At 45.9% G+C, this 21,749-nt stretch carries 14 protein-coding genes; all 14 read right to left on the bottom strand.

Features of this window, described 5'->3' with window-relative positions:
- Positions 1-52: 52 nt before the first annotated feature.
- On the bottom strand, positions 53-1,378 hold the full coding sequence (locus GFS24_RS00580; RefSeq protein ID WP_153657629.1) for a DNA mismatch repair protein: 1,326 nt from the start codon (positions 1,376-1,378) through the stop codon (positions 53-55).
- On the bottom strand, positions 1,375-2,694 hold the full coding sequence (locus tag GFS24_RS00575; RefSeq protein ID WP_153657628.1) for a DNA mismatch repair protein: 1,320 nt from the start codon (positions 2,692-2,694) through the stop codon (positions 1,375-1,377). Before GFS24_RS00575 ends, GFS24_RS00580 begins: the two co-directional genes overlap by 4 nt.
- The gene (locus tag GFS24_RS00570) at positions 2,694-4,997 is read right to left on the bottom strand and encodes a Gldg family protein (RefSeq protein WP_153657627.1); all 2,304 of its coding nucleotides are present in this window, start codon (positions 4,995-4,997) and stop codon (positions 2,694-2,696) included. Before GFS24_RS00570 ends, GFS24_RS00575 begins: the two co-directional genes overlap by 1 nt.
- A gap of 21 nt (positions 4,998-5,018) precedes the next feature.
- Positions 5,019-5,948 (bottom strand): ABC transporter ATP-binding protein, encoded by a 930-nt coding sequence (locus GFS24_RS00565; protein WP_153657626.1) that lies wholly within the window; start codon positions 5,946-5,948, stop codon positions 5,019-5,021.
- Between the two features lie 116 nt (positions 5,949-6,064).
- Entirely contained in the window at positions 6,065-6,991 is a 927-nt protein-coding gene (locus tag GFS24_RS00560) for a hypothetical protein (protein ID WP_153657625.1), read from the bottom strand.
- Between the two features lie 26 nt (positions 6,992-7,017).
- On the bottom strand, positions 7,018-8,442 hold the full coding sequence (locus GFS24_RS00555) for a RagB/SusD family nutrient uptake outer membrane protein (protein WP_153657624.1): 1,425 nt from the start codon (positions 8,440-8,442) through the stop codon (positions 7,018-7,020).
- 11 nt (positions 8,443-8,453) lie between these two features.
- The gene (locus tag GFS24_RS00550; protein WP_153657623.1) at positions 8,454-12,047 is read right to left on the bottom strand and encodes a SusC/RagA family TonB-linked outer membrane protein; all 3,594 of its coding nucleotides are present in this window, start codon (positions 12,045-12,047) and stop codon (positions 8,454-8,456) included.
- A 248-nt stretch (positions 12,048-12,295) separates the two neighbouring features.
- Positions 12,296-13,510, bottom strand: a complete 1,215-nt coding sequence (locus tag GFS24_RS00545) for a FecR family protein (protein WP_153657622.1) — start codon at positions 13,508-13,510, stop codon at positions 12,296-12,298.
- Between the two features lie 58 nt (positions 13,511-13,568).
- Positions 13,569-14,171 (bottom strand): RNA polymerase sigma factor, encoded by a 603-nt coding sequence (locus tag GFS24_RS00540; RefSeq protein WP_153657621.1) that lies wholly within the window; start codon positions 14,169-14,171, stop codon positions 13,569-13,571.
- A 99-nt stretch (positions 14,172-14,270) separates the two neighbouring features.
- The gene (locus tag GFS24_RS00535; protein ID WP_153657620.1) at positions 14,271-16,727 is read right to left on the bottom strand and encodes a prolyl oligopeptidase family serine peptidase; all 2,457 of its coding nucleotides are present in this window, start codon (positions 16,725-16,727) and stop codon (positions 14,271-14,273) included.
- A gap of 25 nt (positions 16,728-16,752) precedes the next feature.
- Positions 16,753-17,886, bottom strand: a complete 1,134-nt coding sequence (locus GFS24_RS00530; RefSeq protein WP_253906369.1) for an ROK family protein — start codon at positions 17,884-17,886, stop codon at positions 16,753-16,755.
- 205 nt (positions 17,887-18,091) lie between these two features.
- Positions 18,092-19,378, bottom strand: a complete 1,287-nt coding sequence (locus GFS24_RS00525) for a cytochrome c (protein ID WP_153657618.1) — start codon at positions 19,376-19,378, stop codon at positions 18,092-18,094.
- 4 nt (positions 19,379-19,382) lie between these two features.
- Entirely contained in the window at positions 19,383-19,937 is a 555-nt protein-coding gene (locus GFS24_RS00520; RefSeq protein WP_153657617.1) for a redoxin domain-containing protein, read from the bottom strand.
- Between the two features lie 86 nt (positions 19,938-20,023).
- Entirely contained in the window at positions 20,024-21,712 is a 1,689-nt protein-coding gene (locus GFS24_RS00515; RefSeq protein ID WP_153657616.1) for a SusD/RagB family nutrient-binding outer membrane lipoprotein, read from the bottom strand.
- Positions 21,713-21,749 lie beyond the last annotated feature (37 nt).

Here is a 21,749-nt window from a genome sequence, read left to right as displayed (position 1 = left end):
AAAGGTTGCCATCCAAAGACGGCAACCTTTTTATTTTATATCTAATGGCGGTTTAAAGCATATCCAATATTCCTTCATTTTCAATAATGATCATCCCCTGCCTGTCCTCCGTAATACCTTTCTGCAAGGTATACGTATACCTTGGCACAGCACCCTCCATCACCGTAGGCAGGAACTCAAACTGAATACGATCTCCCTGTGCCTTCAATTCTTCCCCTACCTCAAAAATATGCGTGGAAATTATAAAGAAACAATCACTGAAAGCAGTGAAGGCACCGGTTACCGCAAGCGTTGCATCATAAGCATCTTTTACATTCGTACCTTTAAAAAGCTCATCGAAGATCACAAACAGGTGTTTCTCCGCATCCACTTCTTCCGCCACCTTTTTTACCCTTAACACTTCTGCATAAAAATGACTGTATCCCCTGTTCAGATCATCGGGCACATTCACAGAAGAGTATATCCCATCAAGAACAGAGAACTGCAGCTCATCGGCTGCCACAGGGAAGCCCATATGCGCCAGGTACAACATGATCCCTGTTGCCTTCATCAACGTAGACTTACCCGCCATATTTGCCCCTGTAAGGAACAACACATTACTGGCTCCATTAAAAGCAATAGCATTCGGCACTGCTTTCTCCACCCTGGGATGCCTTAACCCTTTTGCCACCAGGGTATTTTTAAGTTGAGGCAAAGCAGTAGCATAAGAAAAGTTTTTCTCTCTTGCTATACCGGATACGGTGAGGTACACATCTATTTCATACGTTAGTTCCAATACGTTCTTCAACACATTATGAAATACATGTACAAAGAGGTAATGCAGCCTGGCTACCTGAAGAAGGGATCTTTTTACCACACCCTGTTCAGCCAGTACTTCTGTGAGGCGCTTATCCTTTATAATACCCTGTACAGCCTTTGCCCAGTTTTCCCAGGGTGTACCTTTATCCTGCCCTTCCCTTTCCAGCTGACTGAGCAGTCCTGCACAACCTTTCAATACATGGATGCAGGTATTGATCCCTTCCAGCTGCAGGCGATAAGTATCTTCCTTCACCGCCACTTCCATCAGTTTTTTCCTGCTTACCTGCCAGAACACAAGCGGTAAACTTCCGCCGCTTCCTTCCTCGAGATAAGCTTCCAGGCGGCTTAGCAGCTGCTCGTCAAATGGGAAAACAGCAGGATGATCCCGGAAATAACCAAAAGCCGCGCTTCTGCTGTTGATCTTATCAGCATCCGTGAAAGGATGCTGAAACATCGCGTCCAGCAGCTTTTCGCCTCCCCTGGTATGCACCTGGTTGAAGAGGCTGAATATGGAACTGGTATTATATTTTCCTAACAGCCCCAGGTCATCCAGTGTTTGTTTGTCTGCAATAAAGCTCATACAGTTCTTTTTCTGGTTAATATATCCAGGATGCCTTCATTCTTAATAATGACCATACCATGCCTGTCTGAAGTGATCCCCGAGGCCAGTTTATGGGTATACACCGGCTTACTGCCCTCCATTAACGTGGGCAGGTACACGAAGTTAATATTGCTGCATTTTTCCTTTAACACCTCACCGGCTTCGATAATGTGCGTGGATACAACGAACATGCAATTCTGCCTGCGCGCTATAGCGGAAGTAATGGCAATAGTAGCCTCGTATGCATCTTTTACATTGGTACCGCGGAACAGTTCATCAAAGATCACAAACAGGTATTTATCGCGGCTCAATTCCCGCGCTATTGTTTTAATGCGCAATACTTCTGCATAAAAGTGACTGGCTCCCTGGCTCAGGTTATCCGGCAGATTGATGGTGGTAAAGATGCCATCCCTTACGGAGAATTCCATTTTAGTGGCAGGTACAGGAAATCCCATATGCGCGAGGTACATGGTAATGCCCAGCGCCTTCATAAAAGTGGATTTTCCGGCCATGTTAGCCCCCGTCAGGAAGATGATATTGCTCGACGGGGTGATGGACAGAGAGTTCACCACTGCTTTTGTTAAAGCAGGATGATAGAAATCTTCCAGTATCACCGTTTGCGCCGTTTTGTTCAATGCAACAGGGAAGGAGAATTTCCTTTCCCTGGCAGTGCGGGCTACGGAGAGGTATACATCCGCCAGGTATATATGACCTAACAGTTTTTTAATGTTCTCCCGTTGCCGGAAACGGAGTACTTTATCGTACTCCGCCATCCTGGCAAAGGAAAATTTCTGTTTGGTATTTTCTTGTAATAATGGTTGTAATTCCACAATGCTTAACAGCTCATCAATAGCAGTGAATGCATCGTAAAAAGGCCGTATTGTATCTGCAAACACACGGGTAGATTGCAAAATGCTGATGAGGCTCACCACACTTTTTTCAATGGCTTTATATTCCGTATCCGCTGCGATCAGGTGATTGAACTTTCTGCTCAATGTATCATCCTGCTCATTCAGCTTTGTCCGCTCATCTGTATTTTGCAGGTACTGCTCTGCTGCATCAAACCATTCACTTTCATAAGGAAAACTGATCTCCTGTTCAGCAAAAGAACGGATCATAGCACTGCGTGCATTGATAACATCCTCCGATGAAAGCGGGGAACGGAACATTTCTTCCAGCAACTCGGATCCGCCACGGGTAAAGGTGCGGTTGAATATGGCATACACCGTATCGCCCCCTCCCTTCCCGAAAATATTCAGATCATTTAACGTTTGCTTATCAGTCATTAAGCTCATTACTTTCTTTTTCTCCTGATGAGTAAAATAGCACTGCCGATCAATAATATGCCGGGGATCAGTCCCATCAATCCGTATCTCACCATCTTCACACTGTCTTTGGTAAGAGAGATCTCGTTATCCGTCGGGCGCGGGCGGCTTACATCAACCGGCACAGTGCCGTAGGACAGCCAATGGAACATACCGGGGATCATGGAAAAGTTGGCTGAACCATAACGTCTGTAAGGTGGCGTCATCCCGCCGTTGCTGATACAATCAGCATCTCCCAGGATCATGATGCGTTGTTCTTTTTTGCCTACTTTCCTGGTCAGTGCCAGGGCAGGATGATAAACACCCATCTTTTCTCCGGACGCAACATCTACCGTAGCAGAGTCGTTCACAAAATCTATTGTTTGCAGTTCATTCCATGATTTCATGGTATCAACAGTCTGCAGCACAGGTGTTACCTTAAAGCCTTTATCTTCTGATTGTACGAGTCCTGCAGCTATTACCATGCCCACCCATTGCCTGCGTTCCAGCATGTTCTCATAGATCGGCGCCAGTGCTTTAGCTTCTTCTGTAGGCACACACATCACTACGTTGGCTGCTACATCCTGCTTAGGCTGCACCAATTGACCTGGTACTGTTTTCACTCCAAACTCTCCAATGAATGATTCCATGATTTCAGATCCGGGCTTGAGGGTGATCACCAGGTTACCACCATTAGCGATGTAGGCATCCAGCTTCTTTCTTTCCACAGAATCCATCGCCTGCTTCATATCGGCAATCACTATGATATCTACTTCCTTAGGGATCTGTTTATCACCGGAAAGGTCCAGTGTTTCCACATCACAACCCTGGTTAGTGAGTGCATAACGGAATGTTTTAACAGAAGAGAACATGGTGTAATCCTTGATCCTCTCTCCTTCAATTTTCCGTTCGCCATGCCCTTCCAGGAATGCGATCCTTGGCAGCTTCATGATCATCCGTTTGAAAACGGCGGTCACTTCTGCTTCACTGGGGAATTTCATCATGTCCTCATAGATCCTCAGCCATGCTTTCTGACCATTTTCTCTTTCTACAAGGCGCACAAATGTGTTGCCTTCGTCCGTGAGATTCACCTTTTTCTTTATTTCCGCTGGTGTCATGAAAAGGTCCAGATCAAGATCCCGTATGTTTGCCTCGCCTTTGGCCATTTCAGCCAGGCTCTTTTTAGGATAAACAAAATTGAGGCGGGGATTATTACTTGGCTTATCGTAGTAGTAAACGTATTTCAGTTTTGTTTCCGGTTTAAAGCGGATGTATTGCTTAAGCCGTTCCTTATCCTCATTTACCTGGGATGGAATGCCATTATAGTATTCCCTGTCCAGCAGGTTTACATAGGTGGTGATTGTCATTCCACCTTCAAGATGACTCATGATCTCCTGGCTGTTAGGCGTAAGGGTATTACGCTTTGTTTCAGTGGCATCATAATACGCCATCAGCATGGGCCTTGAAGTAGCATAACCCAGCATCATAGCACCGGCAACAACCAGGGCATATTTGCTCCATACGGCAGAGAAGGAAGCATGCGTACGGTTGGACTGCAATTTCATGATGCTCAATGAAAGGAACATGCAGACAACGATCGCAAAATACAATACATCCTCACTGCAGATCAGACCACTGATCATCTCATTACAACGGCCGGAGATAGAAAGCCAGTAGGTGATATCCCGTACAAAATTGATATCCTGCCAGATCTTGTTCATATAGCTCAGCGCACCCAGCAATACCAGTGTTCCCAATGCCGCTACTACCTGGTAAGAGGTGAGGCTGGACATGAACAGGCCGATGGCGGAATAAGCCAGCATCAGCAGGTAAATGGATAACAGGCCGGACCATACAGATGGCAGATCAAAATTATCTACCGTGCATAAGCCTATAATAACATATACCAATATGACCCCTATCAGCATAAAGCTGTAGGTCATCATGGCAAGGAACTTTCCGCGGATGATCTGGGATGATGTTACGGGAGAAGAATACAGCAGTTTTATGGAACCGCTGCTTAACTCGCGGCTCATCAGCCCCATGGTTAAGAGGGGCATGTACAGATAGAGGTACTTTTGTATCGTTGCAAACAACCCGCGCTCCCCTGAAAATATATTGGATGTAATAAACGCATTGCCCCAACCCGTGTCCTGGGCCCGTACTACTTCCTGCAGATGTTCAACAAAAGCCATCCCTGTCTGAAAGGTGAATACAACAAGGATCATCCAGGCTATCGGTGAATAGAACAAGGTGAATAATTCCGCCTTGGCGATCTTATAAATTCGTCTCATTTAATATCTTTTATCAGGTTTTTATTTGGTGTTTTTCCTGGACAGTCTGGCAAATACGGCATCTAAAGAGCTCTTTTCAATGATCAGTTCCATCAGTCCCCAACCCTTGTTAACGCTTGATTCCGCTATACGTTGCGCTGTTTTCTTATCCCCGTCATATCCCAGTCTGAAACGGGAAGGAGCCAATTGTTCTATAGACTTTACCCCTTCCAGCTTCAGCAGTTCGTCCTGGGCCGGAGGTGTATCCAGCGATACCACCAGCGTATTCGGTTCAATGTAATTGTCAAACATGTCCAATGTTCCGGAGAACACCATCTGACCTTCTTCTATCATCTTGATCTCCTGGCAGGTGGCCTGTACTTCCGTAAGGATGTGGGTAGACAGTAATACGGAACGGTCCAGTGCAATTTCTTTGATCAGGTTCCGCACTTCTACGATCTGGTTTGGATCAAGACCATTGGTGGGCTCATCCAATACTACAAAGCGGGGATTATGTACAATTGCCTGGGCAATACCCACCCGTTGCTGATAACCACCGGAGAGGTTACGAAGCAGGCGTTCTCTGAAATGCAGCACACCGCATCTTTCCATGGCTTCTTTCACAGACTTTTTCACCTGTGTTTTCTCTACCATTCTCAGGTCAGCACAGTAGGTGATGTATTCTTCCACCGTAAAATCCTGGTAAAGCGGCAGTTTCTGCGGCATAAAACCAATATTCTTTTTGGCTTCTACCGGGTTATCTTTCAGATTGATCCCGTTAATGAACACCTCTCCCTTCGATTGCTTTAATACACCACAGATGATATTCATGGTAGTGGATTTTCCGGCACCGTTGGAACCGAGCAGTCCAACAACTCCCTGGCTGCGGATCTCAAAATTTATATCTCTTACTGCCCACTGTGATGTGTAGCGGTGAGATAAGTTTTCAACTTTTACAATGGCGTTTTCCATTCATTACGGATTGTTTAATAAAATAAAATACCGGTATAAGCTTTCGCTTACACTATAATTAAGCATGATGTTGCGGTGGAAAATAACTGCCCCCGAAGGGGCAGTTATGTCAGGGATCAATAGGTGGCATTGCCTATAGCACGTACGTCTATATTGTATTTTGTTTTGTAATGATTAACCAGGATATCAAACTTCTGCTTTATCAGCGGGTACGCCAGGTAAGGTTGCAACTGTGCATCCGTTCTTTGTGTAATGGCTGTCATAAAGGAACTGATGTCACTTGTTTTTGCAGCGGGCCATGAATAAGAAGCGAAATACCATTCAGCCGGGGCGCCGCTCACTGCATTATACGAGGCGGGTAAAAACCCCCTGGCCCTGAAAGCATCAAGGTTTGCAGGATTAGCCGCATTAACAGGTGATGTGGGTGCTGTTGCTGCGTAATTGCTGACGTTATAGAATGCTGCAGGAACATCCAGGATATTCGCACTGATATAGTAATTCCATATAACACCGATCAAAAGGTTCTTTTTCGCCAGTTTTTGTGCAGGCGTCATGGTGCGTAAGGATGCGTTCATGCCCGCAAAGGTGATGGACTTGCCTACTACTTTATAATCAAAGTACAGGTATTCCATTCCGGCAGGCCATCCCGTACCGGCTCTGCGCTGCTTGATCGTATCCGCCATCATCACCCTGTATGGAATGCCCTGCGATTTTTTGAATGCTTCCGGCAGGAACTTCAACCATATATCCTCCAGCAAATTCACCATATCGCCTGCGTAAGCAGGAGCACCCAGCACAACAGTATCAGCCTTTGTAGTTCCGGTACTGGTTGACTGCGTCCAGTCAAAATCCTTTTGCGTAAACACATACAGGAAATACGATCCATAATTATCGTACAGCTGCTGGATCTTAGCGTTCGCTTCCGCGGAAGCATTCCCCTGCGGCAATACATAATCCACTTCAACAGGTATCGGCGCACCGATCTCTACATCCTTTGTACAGGAGAATAAGAACATGCAGCAGATGATCAATATATTCTTCATGTTATTGTTGTATAAGTTATTAAACATTAATGTCCCGTTCTGTCTGGCATGGTAGCGGATGGATTCTGCTTCAGCGCAGGATTTCTCAGCACCAGGCTGTTGGGGAAAGGCAATACATACATTGGGTCCTTTTCTGCAAGGGTATATTGCTGGATAGGTTCTCCCAACTCGCTCTGATAACGGTGAGAGATGGCAGGCATACCATAACGGCGCAGATCAAACCAGCGGTAACCTTCATTACAGAATTCCTTACGGCGTTCATCTCTTACAGCCTGCAGGAGATCTGTTTTGTTTACGATGCTGGTATCCCTGTAACCTACAATACGGTTACGGCGCAGGTCGTTCAGGTCCTTCAGGGCTTCCGGCAGTTTATCCAGCTGCACATTGGCTTCTGCCCTGTTTAAAACTGCTTCCGCCGTACGGATGGTTTGCACAAGCGTAAAGCCGTCCTGCAGGTATTTTCCGGGGAGCGGAATAAAGGTGCGATCCTGGACAAGGAAACCATATTTCCAGCGTATATCCGTCGTATCAAACGTTGCGCGGAATGCAGCAGAAGGAATATAGGTGGAACGGTCTGCATGCGGATCACCACCAAATACCCATTCCACTTCCGGATTTAAATAAGAGAGCCAGTAAGGAGTAGTTCTGCCGGTGAGGTCTGATAACATGCCTCCTTGTTCAAAAACTTTGTCGGCTTCTGCTTTACTTTCGGCCCATTTTTCCATATGGAGGTATACCCTTGATAAAAGAATATGAATAGCCGGTTGGTTGATATGATAATCCCTGCGTGCAATAGGCAGCGGATCCATCAGCCGGGAGGCTTCTTTCAGGTCGTTCACAATTGTTTCATACACCTGGGCAACCGTAGCTCTTCCCATATATTCAGACGTAACGCCCGAGGTTAACTTCAATGGTACGCTCAGCCCTGCCGGGTTACTGTTATACGGTTCTCCGTAAACGTTTACGAGGCGGAAATAATAAAAAGCCCGTACTGCCAGCGCTTCTGCACGTACCCTGTCTTTTTCCTGCTGGCTGCCGATGGCATTGTCAATATAATCCAGTACGGCATTACATCCTTTTATCCATAGATAGTGTTTGTAATAGGCCGTAGATGCCGGATCTTCACTGATATTGTCCCCCAGGCCATTCTGATCTCCCAGTCTGGGCTGCCAGGTATAATAGAGATAATTTAGTTTAGCGCCGGGCGTTCCTACCGGAGAGCCATTGCCATTACCATATTCAATGAAAAAATCCACATCATCATCCATGTAATAGAGGAAATTCAAAGGTTCCTCATATGGCATATAACCAGATCCCATCAACAATTCCCTGAAGTCTATCGTAGTTTTAGGAATTACCTCACTCTGGGATTTTTCTTCCAGGAGTTTGGAGCAGCTGCTGAAAGCAAGCAGGCCGGCGATGATGAAAAAATAGAATAATTTATATTTCATGCGTTGCAAGATTAGAAAGTCATATTAAAAGATAAGGACGCTGATTTGCGTGCAGGCCATCCGGCTGTTTCAGGATCATATCCTCTCCATTTCTCATCAAATACAGTCAGGAACGGATTCGTCATACTGAGTGATGTGCTCAAACGTTTTATACGCAAAGTTTTCAGCAGCGCTTGTTGAAACTCATAGTTCACTGCAATGGAACGGCAACGGATAAAATCAGCATTTGCCACCATGTAATCAGATTGATTATATAAATTATATGCAGAAGCCCTTGCAGGGTTCAGCGTTGGCAGCGTGATCTCTGTAACAGAGGGCCTTCCGGGAGGCACGGCAGGAATATTCGTATACAACTCATCTCCGGGTTTCTTCCAACGGTTCTGCAATTCCCTCGGAACATTTTGCTCCGGTGTGGGAGCACCAGTATTGTTATAGAAAACAGGCACGCGTTTCTGTGCACCGAATGCCATAGCAAACTGAGCAGACAATGAAATATTCCTATACCTGAACAACGTATTAAAACCACCCGTAAAATCAGGTTCCAGTTTACCGGACCTCACCAGGTAATCCAGGTCATTTTCTGTTGGTTTAATATCCATGTTCCTGAAAAGAGGCACACCATTGGTCTTATTCAGACCGGCATATGCATAGGAATAGAAGGTAGAATAAGACTCTCCGTTCACGATGGCCGTTCCATTCAGATAATCCTCTCTTGTGTTCACCCTTTCATTTTCTTTCAGCACATTCCTGGCAAGACCGGTATTCACTGAAAACTGCCAGGTGAAATCTTTTGTGCGTACAGGTGTTACGCTGATCATCAGATCATACCCGGTATTTTCCATCAGGGAACCGAATACAATAGCTGAGTTCATACCGTTCTCAACAGGTATTTGCCGGGATGCCAGGATATTGCTGCTTTTCTTAAACCAGTTAACAGTGGCAGAAAAACGGCCGTTCCACAGGGAGATATCAGCACCCAGGTTCCAGGTTTTTGTTTTCTCCCAACCCAGATCAGGATAAGGCAGCGATTTTATATTGAGTGTATATTGTTTGAAGATGCTGCTAAGCCCTCCATCTGTAGCTATCAGGTAAGGAGAGATGGCTTCTACTGCATTTCCCTGGTAACCATACGTGGCAGACAGGTCTAATGCATTCAGCCATTTGGCACGTTCCAGGAATTTCTCATTGCCAAGGCGCCATCTGCCACCCACAGACCAGGTAGGCTGAAACCTTTTGTTCTTATCCTGGCCAAAACGGTTAGAGGCATCCAGTCTTGCATTAAAGTTGAACACGTAACGCTGATCAAAACCATACACAGCGGAAAAGTATTCACTCAGGAAATTGCTTTCCTGGTTAACGATCCTGGAATTCAGCCGCATATTCTCATGCAGGTTGCCTGAAGTGCCGCCGATCGCCGTTGGAGCCAATGGAACCGGCGCATAACTTTCACCGCGATAGCGCAGGTAGCCATAACGTGTACCCACATTTCCTTCCGTAAGGGTAGATCTCGCTTCTACCCCACCCTGCAGGATCATATTATGGCGGGAACCAAACAGTTTGTTATATACAAGGCTGTTCCTGAATGTGTATCCTTTATTGCTGGAATTTTCCAATTGTGCCAGCCCGCCAAAAGGCAAACGGCTTGCCAGTTCTTCCGTGGAGTTGGAGAGTACACTTCCAAACTCATACCCTCTTACCTGTGTGATATAGTGGGATAATTCCGTGGCATATGATTTTACATTAGAGGCAGCGGTAGTATAGGATAACAATCCCTGGTACTCCAGCCCTTTCAATACCTGCAGCCTTACGTCAACAGTGGAAGCCAGCGTAGTAGTGGTATTCTTGTTCCCCGTATTATCCAGTTCGTTCTGTATGTTATACTGGTAACTGAGTTTGTTGGGGATCGCGGTGCTGCCCTCTCCTCTTTTCTCATGATAGAAGAGTGTTCCATCCTCATTATACATCGGAATGGTCCTGGAGGTATTATAGGCATATTGAAACGGGTCTACACCGTATGCAAAACCATCTGTTTCCCGGATGCTTCCATTCAGCATCAGGTTAACAGTAAGGCGGCTGCCAAAGCGGAGTGTTGTATTGGAAGATGCGGAGAAAGTTTTCAGATCATTTCCTTTGGCTTCACCTTTCTGCTGCTGCATACTAAAGGAAGTTCTGTTCACGATCTTTTCCGTACCGCCGGAAATGCTGACGTTATGGTTCTGACTAAAAGCATTACGGAATAAAAGGCCAAACCAGTCTGTGTTCTCACTTTCCATCTTCCGGTACCTTTCATTAAAAGTAGCCTGGTCAATTGCCTTATCCTGTAACTGCTGGATCAACCCACCGTAACCGATAGGCAGGATATTGTAAGTATAACTGTCGCGGCCCTGGTACACTTCTTTGGAAAACTGCATCAGCTCCTGCGAGTTCATCAGGTCAAACATGCCATACGTGGGCCTTTGGCCCACAGTTAAGTTATTGCTATAGGAAACCGCCAACGTACCCGGACGAGCTTTTTTGGTAGTGAGTACGATCACCCCATTTGCTGCCTGTGAGCCATAGATGGCAGTAGCAGAAGCATCTTTCAGTACGGTGATACCATCAATATCGTTAGGGTTCAGCCAGGAAATAGCATTAGAGGCTAAGAGGCGCATTTCGCTCATATCTCCTGCCAATGCTCCACTTCCGCTGGGAAGTGGCAGCGGATCACGCTGGATCACACCATCTACTACCCAAAGCGGTTCCTGGTTGCCCAGGATCGTAGAAGTACCACGGATCCTGATCTTAGGGGTAGAACCCACCTGGCCGGATTGCACCATTACAGACATACCGGGCACTACACCCTGTAACATCTGGTCTATACTGGTTTCCCCGGCAATCTTTATATCGTCTGCTTTAACTGAATAAACAGCGCCAACATACATTCCCTTGTTAACGTTCATATATCCCGTTACCACCACATCCTGCATTTCCAGCTCTTTTTTGCTCAGCGTAACACTGATGTTCACGCTGTTCCCTTCGGAAACTTTTAAAGCGCCGGATTGCGATTTATTAACGGCAAAAGCGGTATAACCATTTGCTGTTTTGCGGATGCCTATCTCCATGGATTCATAACCCAGCATGGAAATGATGAGCACACCATCTTCCGGTACCCTCATCAGGGAAAAAGTACCATCTGGTCCTGAACCTGTTCCACTGCTGTTATTTTTTACGCGTATGGAAGCACCTTGCAGTGGCTCGCCGGTAGCGGAGCGGATAACACCCGAGACGCCGGCTGGCGGTGCCGGGATCTCCAGGAAGTTAACGGCAGGAACTGCCTTGCGGGACAATACGATCGTTTTATCCCTGATCAGGTAGCTAACCGGGAAATCTTTTAATACAACATCCAGCAGGTCCTTCAGTGGCATATCACGAACAGACAGTGATACGTTCTGGGCATCGTTGATGGTGTTGGTGTTACTGAAAACAACGTAACCTGTTTGCTGCTTAATAGCAGTAAATACTTTTTTTAAAGGTATAGTTCTACCGGACAGCGTAACGGTTTGCGCAAGAGTAGAGGCGTTTGCCTGCAACAGAAAGGCTGTTAATAAAATGACAGTAAGTCGCATAGCCAATAAGATTTTGGTAAAGGCCCTGTGTTCCCCCGGTCGATCGGGTGGGCAATAGCATTTTTTTTGCATAAATTGCAAGAGATTTGGTTGTTAATAAATGTGAATTGCAAAAACCGTTTAGAGGTCAACTAAGTCTTATACACCGTCGCGGCCGCAATCCGTGACGGTTTTTTTTGACATAGTCTGCCCTGTCTATCCTGGCATGGTTAGGATAGTCAAATACAGCCCCTTCTGTAATTCTTTAGCTACTTATTTAGTACGATCAGTTTACGCCCCTCCACTCTAAAATCGACTTCTGTTCTTCTTAATATTTCCAGCAAGTCCGCCAATGCGATCTGCCGGCTCATTTCTCCGAGGAACCGGATATCCGGTATTCCATTCTCGTATACGACATCTATATTATACCAGCGTTCAAGCTGTCTCATGACTTCTTCTAAGTGGGCGCCTTCAAAGTTGAACAGGCCATTCTTCCAGGCCATGATCTTTTCCACGTCTTCATCATTTACGCCCTGTATCTCTACGTCCTTTTTATTGATACCAAGCCTTGCCTGCTGGCCGGGTTTCAGGATCACACCGTCATTATCCCCCTGGGCAGGCGCTATTTTTATACTCCCGTTCAGCAACGTGGTATTGATGGCTTCTTCATTCTCGTAGGCATTTACGTTAAACAACGTGCCCAGTACTCTTATTTCTGCTTTATTATTGACGTTTACAAGGAAAGGTTTGCTGGCATCTTTTGCCACTTCAAAACAGGCTTCCCCGAACACTTCCACCTTTCGCTCATTTTCAGCAAAGGCGGTAGGATAACGGATGGAACTGGCTGCATTTAACCACACTTTGGTGCCATCAGGTAAAGTAACCCGGAACTGCCGTCCTTTTGGCGTGGTCATTTGATTATACTGAATGCCTGAAGCGTTTTCATTAGCGGGATCATATACCAGTTGCCCGTTCTTCAGTACTACTGAAGCCCCGCTCTGATGAGCGACCACACCATTACCCATACTATCCAGCACTACTTCCCGGCCATCGGCCAGTGTGAGGATGGCGCCCTGTTTACCAGGCGCAATAGTATGATCAGCCGCCACAATCACTTGTGCGGGCTCTTTCTTATTAACAAGGAAGTAAGTGCCTCCTGCCAGGAGCAACACGGCGGCGGCAGCCGTCCATCTCCATCTGCGTAAGAAATGAATACGGTGAACGGTTGGTACAGGCGCAGTTACAGGTGTTTTAAATTCCTTTACCTGCTCACTGATCTTCCTGGAGATCCTGTCTGAATCATAGGCATAGAATCGCTGTAAATTGGCTGTCAGTTGCTGCTGATCATTGATCTCATCAAAGAGTAAACGATTACTGTCGGATGAGTGGAGCCACTCTTCCAATGCATTCTTCTCTTCAGCATTCAAGCTATTTTCCAGGTGTTTGCCGATGAGGCCGGCTATGTGATCTATGTTTTCAGTCATGCTAATACTACTAAAACAACTAACTCTTCTTTTTATACCGCCCTGTTCAAAAAAAAATTTAACGATGCTGTAATAATAGTGCGAAAGCGAGCCCTGACAGGGAAAGGAGCTCATTTTTCAGGAGGGCCGTGCGCAATAATCCCATTCCTTTTGCTTTTTGATTCAAAACCGTCTGATAAGCCATATTCAGTTCCGCAGCTATTTCCTGCGCCTTTTTCCCCTCAATAACAGACAGGCGCACTACCTGCCGGCATTGGGGTGGTAATTTTTCAATCTCTCCGAAAATAACCTGCATCACCTCTGTTTTGATATAAGCTTTTTCTGCATCTATGGCAAACCGGTCTGCGCCTCTTTCAATGGAATGATGGATATCCTCATGCCTTTTTTGCGCTTTGAGATAATTGAGTGCCGCATTTTTTGCTGCGGTGAAAAGAAAGGCCTTCAACTGGCCCAGGGTGGGGAAGTTTTCTTTCTTTTGAAAGGCATGGATAAAACATTCGGAAACAATATCCTCTGCTGCCATGGTATCGGCAATAAGCTGTTCCGTAAAAAAGCAAAGCGGCCGCAGGTATAGCTCATAGATCTGATGCAGTGCTTTGCTATTGCCCTGCTGAAAAGAAGAGATCAGCGCCGTTTCCTCATATGCCTGGTTGATTGACAAGGTGTATTCCTGTATATTTTAGCACTAAACTACTATATAATAAATAAAAGGGTCGCAGATTTTTAAACCTGCAACCCTTTCATGTATGATGATCAACTATCAATTCCCCTGGATCATTTCGGCATCGTTCAGCTTCCACTGGTTATCATAAAAGCCTGCCATCTTCACTTCATCCACACCGGTCATGAGCATTTTAGCTTTATAGATCATGAAATCCGGGAAACCACTGGCGCCTGCAAAATACTGGTTGGCATAGGCCGCTTTCATCCCTGTTAAGCCACTTCCCCCTACTACCCCAACAGATGCAATATCAGAACCCGTGAGCGGCCATACGAAACCTGCACTCAGGTCTTCACCCGTCCATTGTTTGCCGCCTGCTGATACTTTATTACGTTCTATTTGTATCGGGCAATTACTGAGCAGGATATTCCATGCCTTATTAATGCTTTTGTTGCCGTAAATGATCACACCCCTGTCCTTATATTTATCCAGTGCATAGTCTTTATCAGCAATGATATCTACCGCGCCATTACCGCGATAATACCAGGTTTCAGCATCGTACCGCGCTTTATTGAAACTCCACTCATTCTCTTCTTTAGAGCCTCCGGTGCTATACACAAAGATCATCCGGTTATTAAAAGCATCTTTCAATGTTCCGTAACGGTGAGGACCTTTTTCAGCAAGTGAAGGCTGGCTATGTACAGCCCATTTGCCATTTGTATTTAAAAGATAAAGCGGGCCATTCGTTGTATTATGCGTGATCTCCGTTCCATCAATGGAAAGCTTCACATCAGATCCTGAAGCAAAATCGGAGAGGTCCAGCCGGAGTACACGAACGTTTTCGGTACTGCCACTGATCGTTTTGCCGGTTCTGTTCCTGTCAAGTTTAATACGGCTGTATTGCAGCGGATGTTGCTGCTGCTGTATAGAAGCCCACCTGAAGGAAGCAGAGATGCCCGGGTTGGAAGTTATAAAATCAATTGTATGTACAGCCGTGTCTAATGGGCGGTTATGCCATTTGAAAAAATCGAAGATGGGTTTCCAGTCAACGCTGATATCGCCGAACCAGTGCTCTCCTCCGGGGTATTCATAATAGCTGAAGTCTGGATGGAATTCACCCAGCAGCTTGCGCATTTGCCGTGCATAGTTCACCGAAACTGTACGGTCCGCATCACCATGAAACACATATACGCCAAGCGGTTTATAATTCTGCACGAGTTTGATCACATCGCTCTGATTGCCTGAGCGCAGCAACATCTGTTCCATGGGGGAATTGCTGCTATCCGGTACCAACCCGTCCGCAGAGCCGTAACCTTTCAATGTAGGGTAACCGGCGCTTGGAGCAATAGCCGCCCATTTATCAGGGTAAGTGGCGCCGAGGAACCAGGTACCGTGGCCACCCATAGAGTGACCGGTGAGATAAATATGTTGCGGATCAGGTTGAAACTCCTGCTTTGCGATATTCAGGACTTCCAATGCATCCAGCCTGCCCCAGTCTTCCCAGTTGAATCCCCTGGGCCGGCGGTTCGTAGCTGCCACCAGCGTTCCCCAGTCCTTGGACTGGTAAGCCTTGGCCTGCCCGATAGCTTCCACTCCTGCACCATGTACAGAAAGGAACAGTGCCGATCCTTTTTTAGGCCCGTTCAGTTGCGGCGTTACGGCAAAATATTGCAGGCTACCGTCTATCTGGCTGATAAAAGTGCTGCTGTATTTATCGGCAGGCGTTACCGCATCCACCGTTATTTTTGTTTCATCCACTATCTTACCCTTATCCAGCAAGGTTATACTGCATTCCGGTTTTCCGGCGGCATTTACAGCACTGCCATCAAAAGAGAACGGTACTTTCCGGGAACTCATGGATGGTATGGAAGGGATGGTTGTAGTAACCTGCTTCCCTTGTACGGTAACACGGAACTCCAGGCCCTTCCATTCTTTGGAAGAACTGTTCATCACCACAACGGCTCCCTGCAACGCATCATTCTTCCCACCGATCACAATAGCCGGCATGGTAGGATCTTCTGTAATAAGGGAAAGCGATTTGGCAGGAAAGCTGAGGCTGGCAGTGATCATGGCGCCACGCACATAGATCTCGTTCAGGCCCTTTTTCAGTTGTACAGGGATATACAGCCAACCGGAACTATAGGGATCACCGGTATGCGGTTCTCCGTTAAAATATAAGCCACTGTTCCCTTTAATGTTCAGCAAAGCAGTTCCTGCCTTATCTGATTGATAAGTAAGATACATATAAGCGCCTCTGCCGAAAGCACCTCTGCCACCACCACGACGGAACAGGCGGTTGGCGCTGTCTGCCGTAACGGCCTGCCATACCAGTGGCTGTCCGTTATCGCCATTTCCAAAGGAGGCTCCTTCTGCCGGCGTTTTCAGCTGACCGGTATAGAGTTGATAAGCGAGATGATCTGTGTAGAGCGCTTCTCTTCCGTAACGTTGAGGGCTGGTAACCATCAGAGCATTTTTGAATTGATAGGTATCCTGGGAGAAAGCAGGCGCTTGCATGCACATTAAAATGAGCAGCAGGGCGTATTGGATCTTATTCATGCAACAAATAAATTAATCAGGTGATCTACTCAGAAAATTCTTTCACCTTTATTTTTTTACGATTAGTCTTGTATTCTTTTACTTTATTTTCCATCACCAGTGCCACCGCGCCGATCAACTCGGCGTGATAACCTAATGTTGAAATGGCGAGTTTGGTATTAGCCGCCAGCCGTGGGATAGTATGTTCATTCAGGGCCTGCTGCACAGGTGCTTCCCATACCTTGCCCGCTAAAGTACCACGGCCGCTTAACACCACACATTCCGGGTTCATCAGGTGAATAAGGATGGCCACCGCTTTCCCGATATCATAACCGGTGTGTGATAACAGTTCTATCACAAAACGGTCTCCCTTGTGAATGGCCCGTACAATTGCTTCCCAATCCGTTTCCGGATGGCCGCTCGGGAATTTGCTTCCCAGCGCTGAAATGCTGCCGGATTGCAAACCCTGTGCTGCTTTTTCAATCACCACCAGCAGGGAAGCCTCTGTTTCAAGGCATCCGCTTTTACCGCAACTGCACAATTTATTGTTATCGAAAATGGGGATATGGCTGAACTCTCCTGCAAATCCATCATGCCCTCTGAACAATTCGCCATTCAATATCATACCCAATCCTATCCCCCATCCTATGTTCACCACCACCGCATTCTTCTTCTGCCGGGCAGCTCCGAAATGGAATTCCGCCAGGGCTATGAGACTGGAGTCATTATCAATGTATACAGGCATATTCAGTTCATCCGTCAGGTATTCCGTAAGGGTCTTGTTCCCGGCATGCAGGAAAGAGTAATTGATCCCGTTTTTAAAATCTACAAAACCCGGCATACCGATGCCGGCACCCACGATCTTTTTCTTGTCCACACCAGATTCTTTGATCACTTCCGCCATTTTTTCCGCCAGCCTTACAACGGCCTCCGGATTGTTGTTGAGCGGGAGTTCAAATTCCTTCACAGGTGTAACGGCCTTATTTTCAATATCCATTAAGGTGATGCGGGTAAACATCTGGTCCATGGACACAGATAATATATAAATGGCATCGGGGCGCAGGGCATAGATAACCGGGCGCCTCCCACCACTGGAAGGAGCATAGCCGGACTCCGCAATGGAGCCATCTACTATCAGGTCATCGATCACCTTCATCACATGGGGGATGCTCTTTCCCATTCGTTCACTCAGATCAGTAGATGAAAGTTTACCTGAAAAATAAAATTCTCTTAAGGCCAGTGTCTTATAATAATTTTTATTTACCATATGCACGAATCGCTATACATTGTTTATAAAAAACACATTATGTTCTGGCAAAAAAACAATTAAATATCTCCAAATGCAAACACGATCAAAATTTTAACACTATTAAATTTTCACTCATCTATTCTAGTTCCATCAGTTCATCTCCTGCCTGATACTGTGCGTAGATCAGCAGCAGGGTGAACATCTCATCCTCCGATTTCATGCTTCCCCTCGAGAAAACGAATTTCGGCGGGTTATTCGGATTCAGCGGATTGTTCTTCGTATTGTCGTAAGTTCCTTTCATATAAATGATGGAGCCCCGGGGGATCCTGACCGGCTTTTTGAACCGGTACAGTTCCTGCCAGCGGAAGTCCCATTGTGGTATATTGATCAAACGGATGGTATCGCCGGCGGGCGTCACTACATATGCTTCAAAAGATTTGCCTAAAAAGTGCATGTGTGGCCAAACGTATAGAAGAGATTGCTCTTCGGGTGTTTTCATTTTTAAAGTGAAGGTCCTTTCTTCGTTTGGTGGGATCATGAAAATGGGATCAATGTCCCGCTCTCCTACTCCGCCGGAACCAAGGCTGATGATGCGTACCGGTCTTTTTATGGGTGCGTCTTTGAAATACAGGTTCACGCCTATTACAGATTCTTCATCTGCTGCGATGGCCGCATAATGCGTGGTGAATATCACTACCCCCCTGCGTGGAAGCGTCCAGCCAAACTCGTTGGGATAATATTCAGTTGAAGAGCCGGGGATCCATCCGGTATAGTAAACCATTTGTTGTTTATAGTGGTCAAAGGCTCCCCTTTTTTCGATCTCTTCATCTGTATTTATGATATTGGTCCCTGCATGCACATCAATAGCATTATCAGGTACGTTGTAGAACCCGTAATTGATATGATGTATTATTTTCCTGTTGTTGGTCACAAACTCCACCGCCTCTATACTTTTTTCTGCCGGTAATTCAAAAGGTACCTTGAACTCTATGAACCGCTCCTTGTTATTTCCTTTTACGAGAAAGGATGCCGGATATTTCAATACCAGGTCCGGTGCCCGTTTATTAGCGGCAGTATTCGTTACCGGCTTATCTTTGGATGCTTTCCCTTTCGGCGCTTTATTATCTATCCATGCCAGGATCTTCGTTTTCTCTTCTGCAGTAAGCCCGCGTTGATTGGCAAAACAGGAATACAGCGTATCTGCCCGCCATGGGGGCATATAACCTGTAGACACTACTTCTTTGATGAAATTAAGCCGTTTGGTAAAATCCTCATATTTCAAAAGCGGGAAAGGGCCTGCTTCTCCCGGCTTATGGCAACCGGAACACTTCGTTAGCAGTATCGGCTCTATATCATGGAAAGTTTGCCCTCTAAGGCTTACCGATGCACAGGTGAATAATATGATGAATAATGATCTGCGCATAGGGTCATTTATTACTGATAAAGCATCCTACTGCTTTTGTTTGAGAAGGGTTAACTTCTTTATGCTGTAAATAATTATCAATCGCATTACGGAGGTAATGCTGCTCTGCCTGCCGTTTCTTTTTGCCTAAGCTGATGGCCCAGTCGTCAATGGCCCCTTTGTACAAAAGAACACCTTTACTGTCATATAAAAAAACTTCAGGTGTGATGGTGGCATGGGTATAACTTACAAGTGCCTCATTTTTATCGCGCAGCAGCGCAAAGTCGATGGCATATTTTTTCTTAAAAGAAACTATTTCATGTTCACTGTAATAACCTGCGTTCGGGAGAACGCCTACGATCTGCAGGAGATCTTTTTTGCTTTTTTGAATATCATTTAAAACCAGGGTATAATTCTGGCTCAGGGGGCAATCCGGTGAAAGGAATACAATGGCGGTCAATTTTTTATTGATACCAGATAAGGGAAGGGATGCTCCTTCAATCGCCTTTATTTTAACTGGCTGTTGTGCATTTAATGTTAGAAAGAACAGGCAGCCGCAAATAACCAAAAGAGGCTTCATGGACAACAATTTATTATGGCTTTCTTATTTTAGATACAGTGAATTCAGATCCCAATTGATCTGAATTCACTGTATAAGATAATCAACTATTTTTTATCCCACCAAACTCTTCCTGTGATATCAGAAAGATCACCCAGTTCAGGATCTGCCTGCATGGCTAAGACAGATGCTTTTCTGTTATCGTAGTTGAGATCAGAGATAGGTGGAACGAATAAGCTCCATCTTCTTGGCATGATCGCTTCTATGCCACCAGATCTGATCTTTTCAGCCTGGAAAACCACACCGGTCTGGCTGGGGAAACCTGTTCTCTTGATCACAGCCCACATCTCATTAGGGTTTCTCCAGAAGTTGAAGTACTGTTGGATACAGATCTGTTCAATGCCTTTTGCAGGATTGTACACGATATCCGCCTGGTTTTTATAAGCAGTAACTTCTGCTGGTGTGAAAGCGGTGTAACCTGGTACCTTTGCATCTTTGCCCCATTCATCATAATCAGCTATAGATGCTTCGATACCTTTGTAATACCAATCAGCAGCTGCTTCTCCAGTAACACCTCTTGCTGCCAGTTCTGCTCTCATGAAGCAAACATCTGCATAAGTGATCACAGGGAAATTCACCAGACCAACGGATACAGAAGCATTGAACATACCCTGATTGATGTAAGACACATAAGCGGTAGTACCAAAAATGTAATTGAAATAGAATCGCTTGTCTGCTTCTCCTACGGCATCAGGGCTGGTAGGCCGGCCGCGATATTCCTGGTATACTTCAGTAGCTGCGATAGTACCGTTAGCCTTGTAAGTATTAAAGTCTGCCTGGGTTAAAGCTACCTTGGCATATATGTTCCTCATGCGGGGATCTGTAGTTTTATACATAAAATCCACCGCTGCTTTCTGACCGGAAATACCTGCTGCCAGGTTATAGTTACCACCGTTGGCTACGTTAGGGCCACCTTTGAAATTCCAGTTGAATTCCCTGGCGTTAATAGGGCCCACATTATCTGCCAATACTTCATCAATAATGGCTTTTGCTGCTGCCGGTTTTCTCTTCAGCATACGCATAGCAATGCGCATTCTAAAAGAATTTGCTGCCATTATCCAATTAGTGGCTTCTGTACCAACACCACGGAACCACAGGTCACTTGCACCTAAAACTTCCTGCTCAACACCCGTCTTCTTCAATTCGGCTACACTTGCTTTCAATTGGTTATTCAAAGTATCATACAGTGCTTCCTGGGTATCATACTTTGGCTTGAATATCGGCGGCTCAGCATATCTTGCCTGAAAAGCTTCAGAGTAAGCGATGCTCCCCATGATATCTGTTACATTAAAGGCGGCAAGTGCGGCAGGGATGTAGGTGATAGCCCGCATATGCTGATACTTTGCGCCTTCTGCCGGAGGCATTTTATCAATGATATTCCTCATCTCCCGCATGGAACCACCAGCACCTATTGATTCCCTTGTATACAGGTTTTCATACCTGTAAGGGAAGGTGGAAGCAGAAACAGGTGTTCTGAAGCGCGTGATAATAACCCCATTGCCGCCAATTGGCACCCAGGCACCGATCCAGTATTCCATGTTACGGTGAATATCATAATACGCTTCAAAGTCATTTGCATGTATGGCAATGGGTGCAGTAGGGAAAACCGCTTTGGGATCTACCCTGTCTACCTGCACTACGTCCGGATCAGAGTTCACTTCCGCAAACTTATCACGGCTACAGGAAGTTGCCAAAAGCGCCAGCAGGCAACCGGCTTGTAATAATGTCTTCCTCATAAAAATATTTTAAATATTCTGATTGTTATAATTTCTA

It is taken from the genome of Chitinophaga sp. SYP-B3965, assembly GCF_009647655.1.
Classification (GTDB): Bacteria; Bacteroidota; Bacteroidia; order Chitinophagales; family Chitinophagaceae; genus Chitinophaga.
This window is presented reverse-complemented; position numbering and strand designations above follow the sequence as displayed.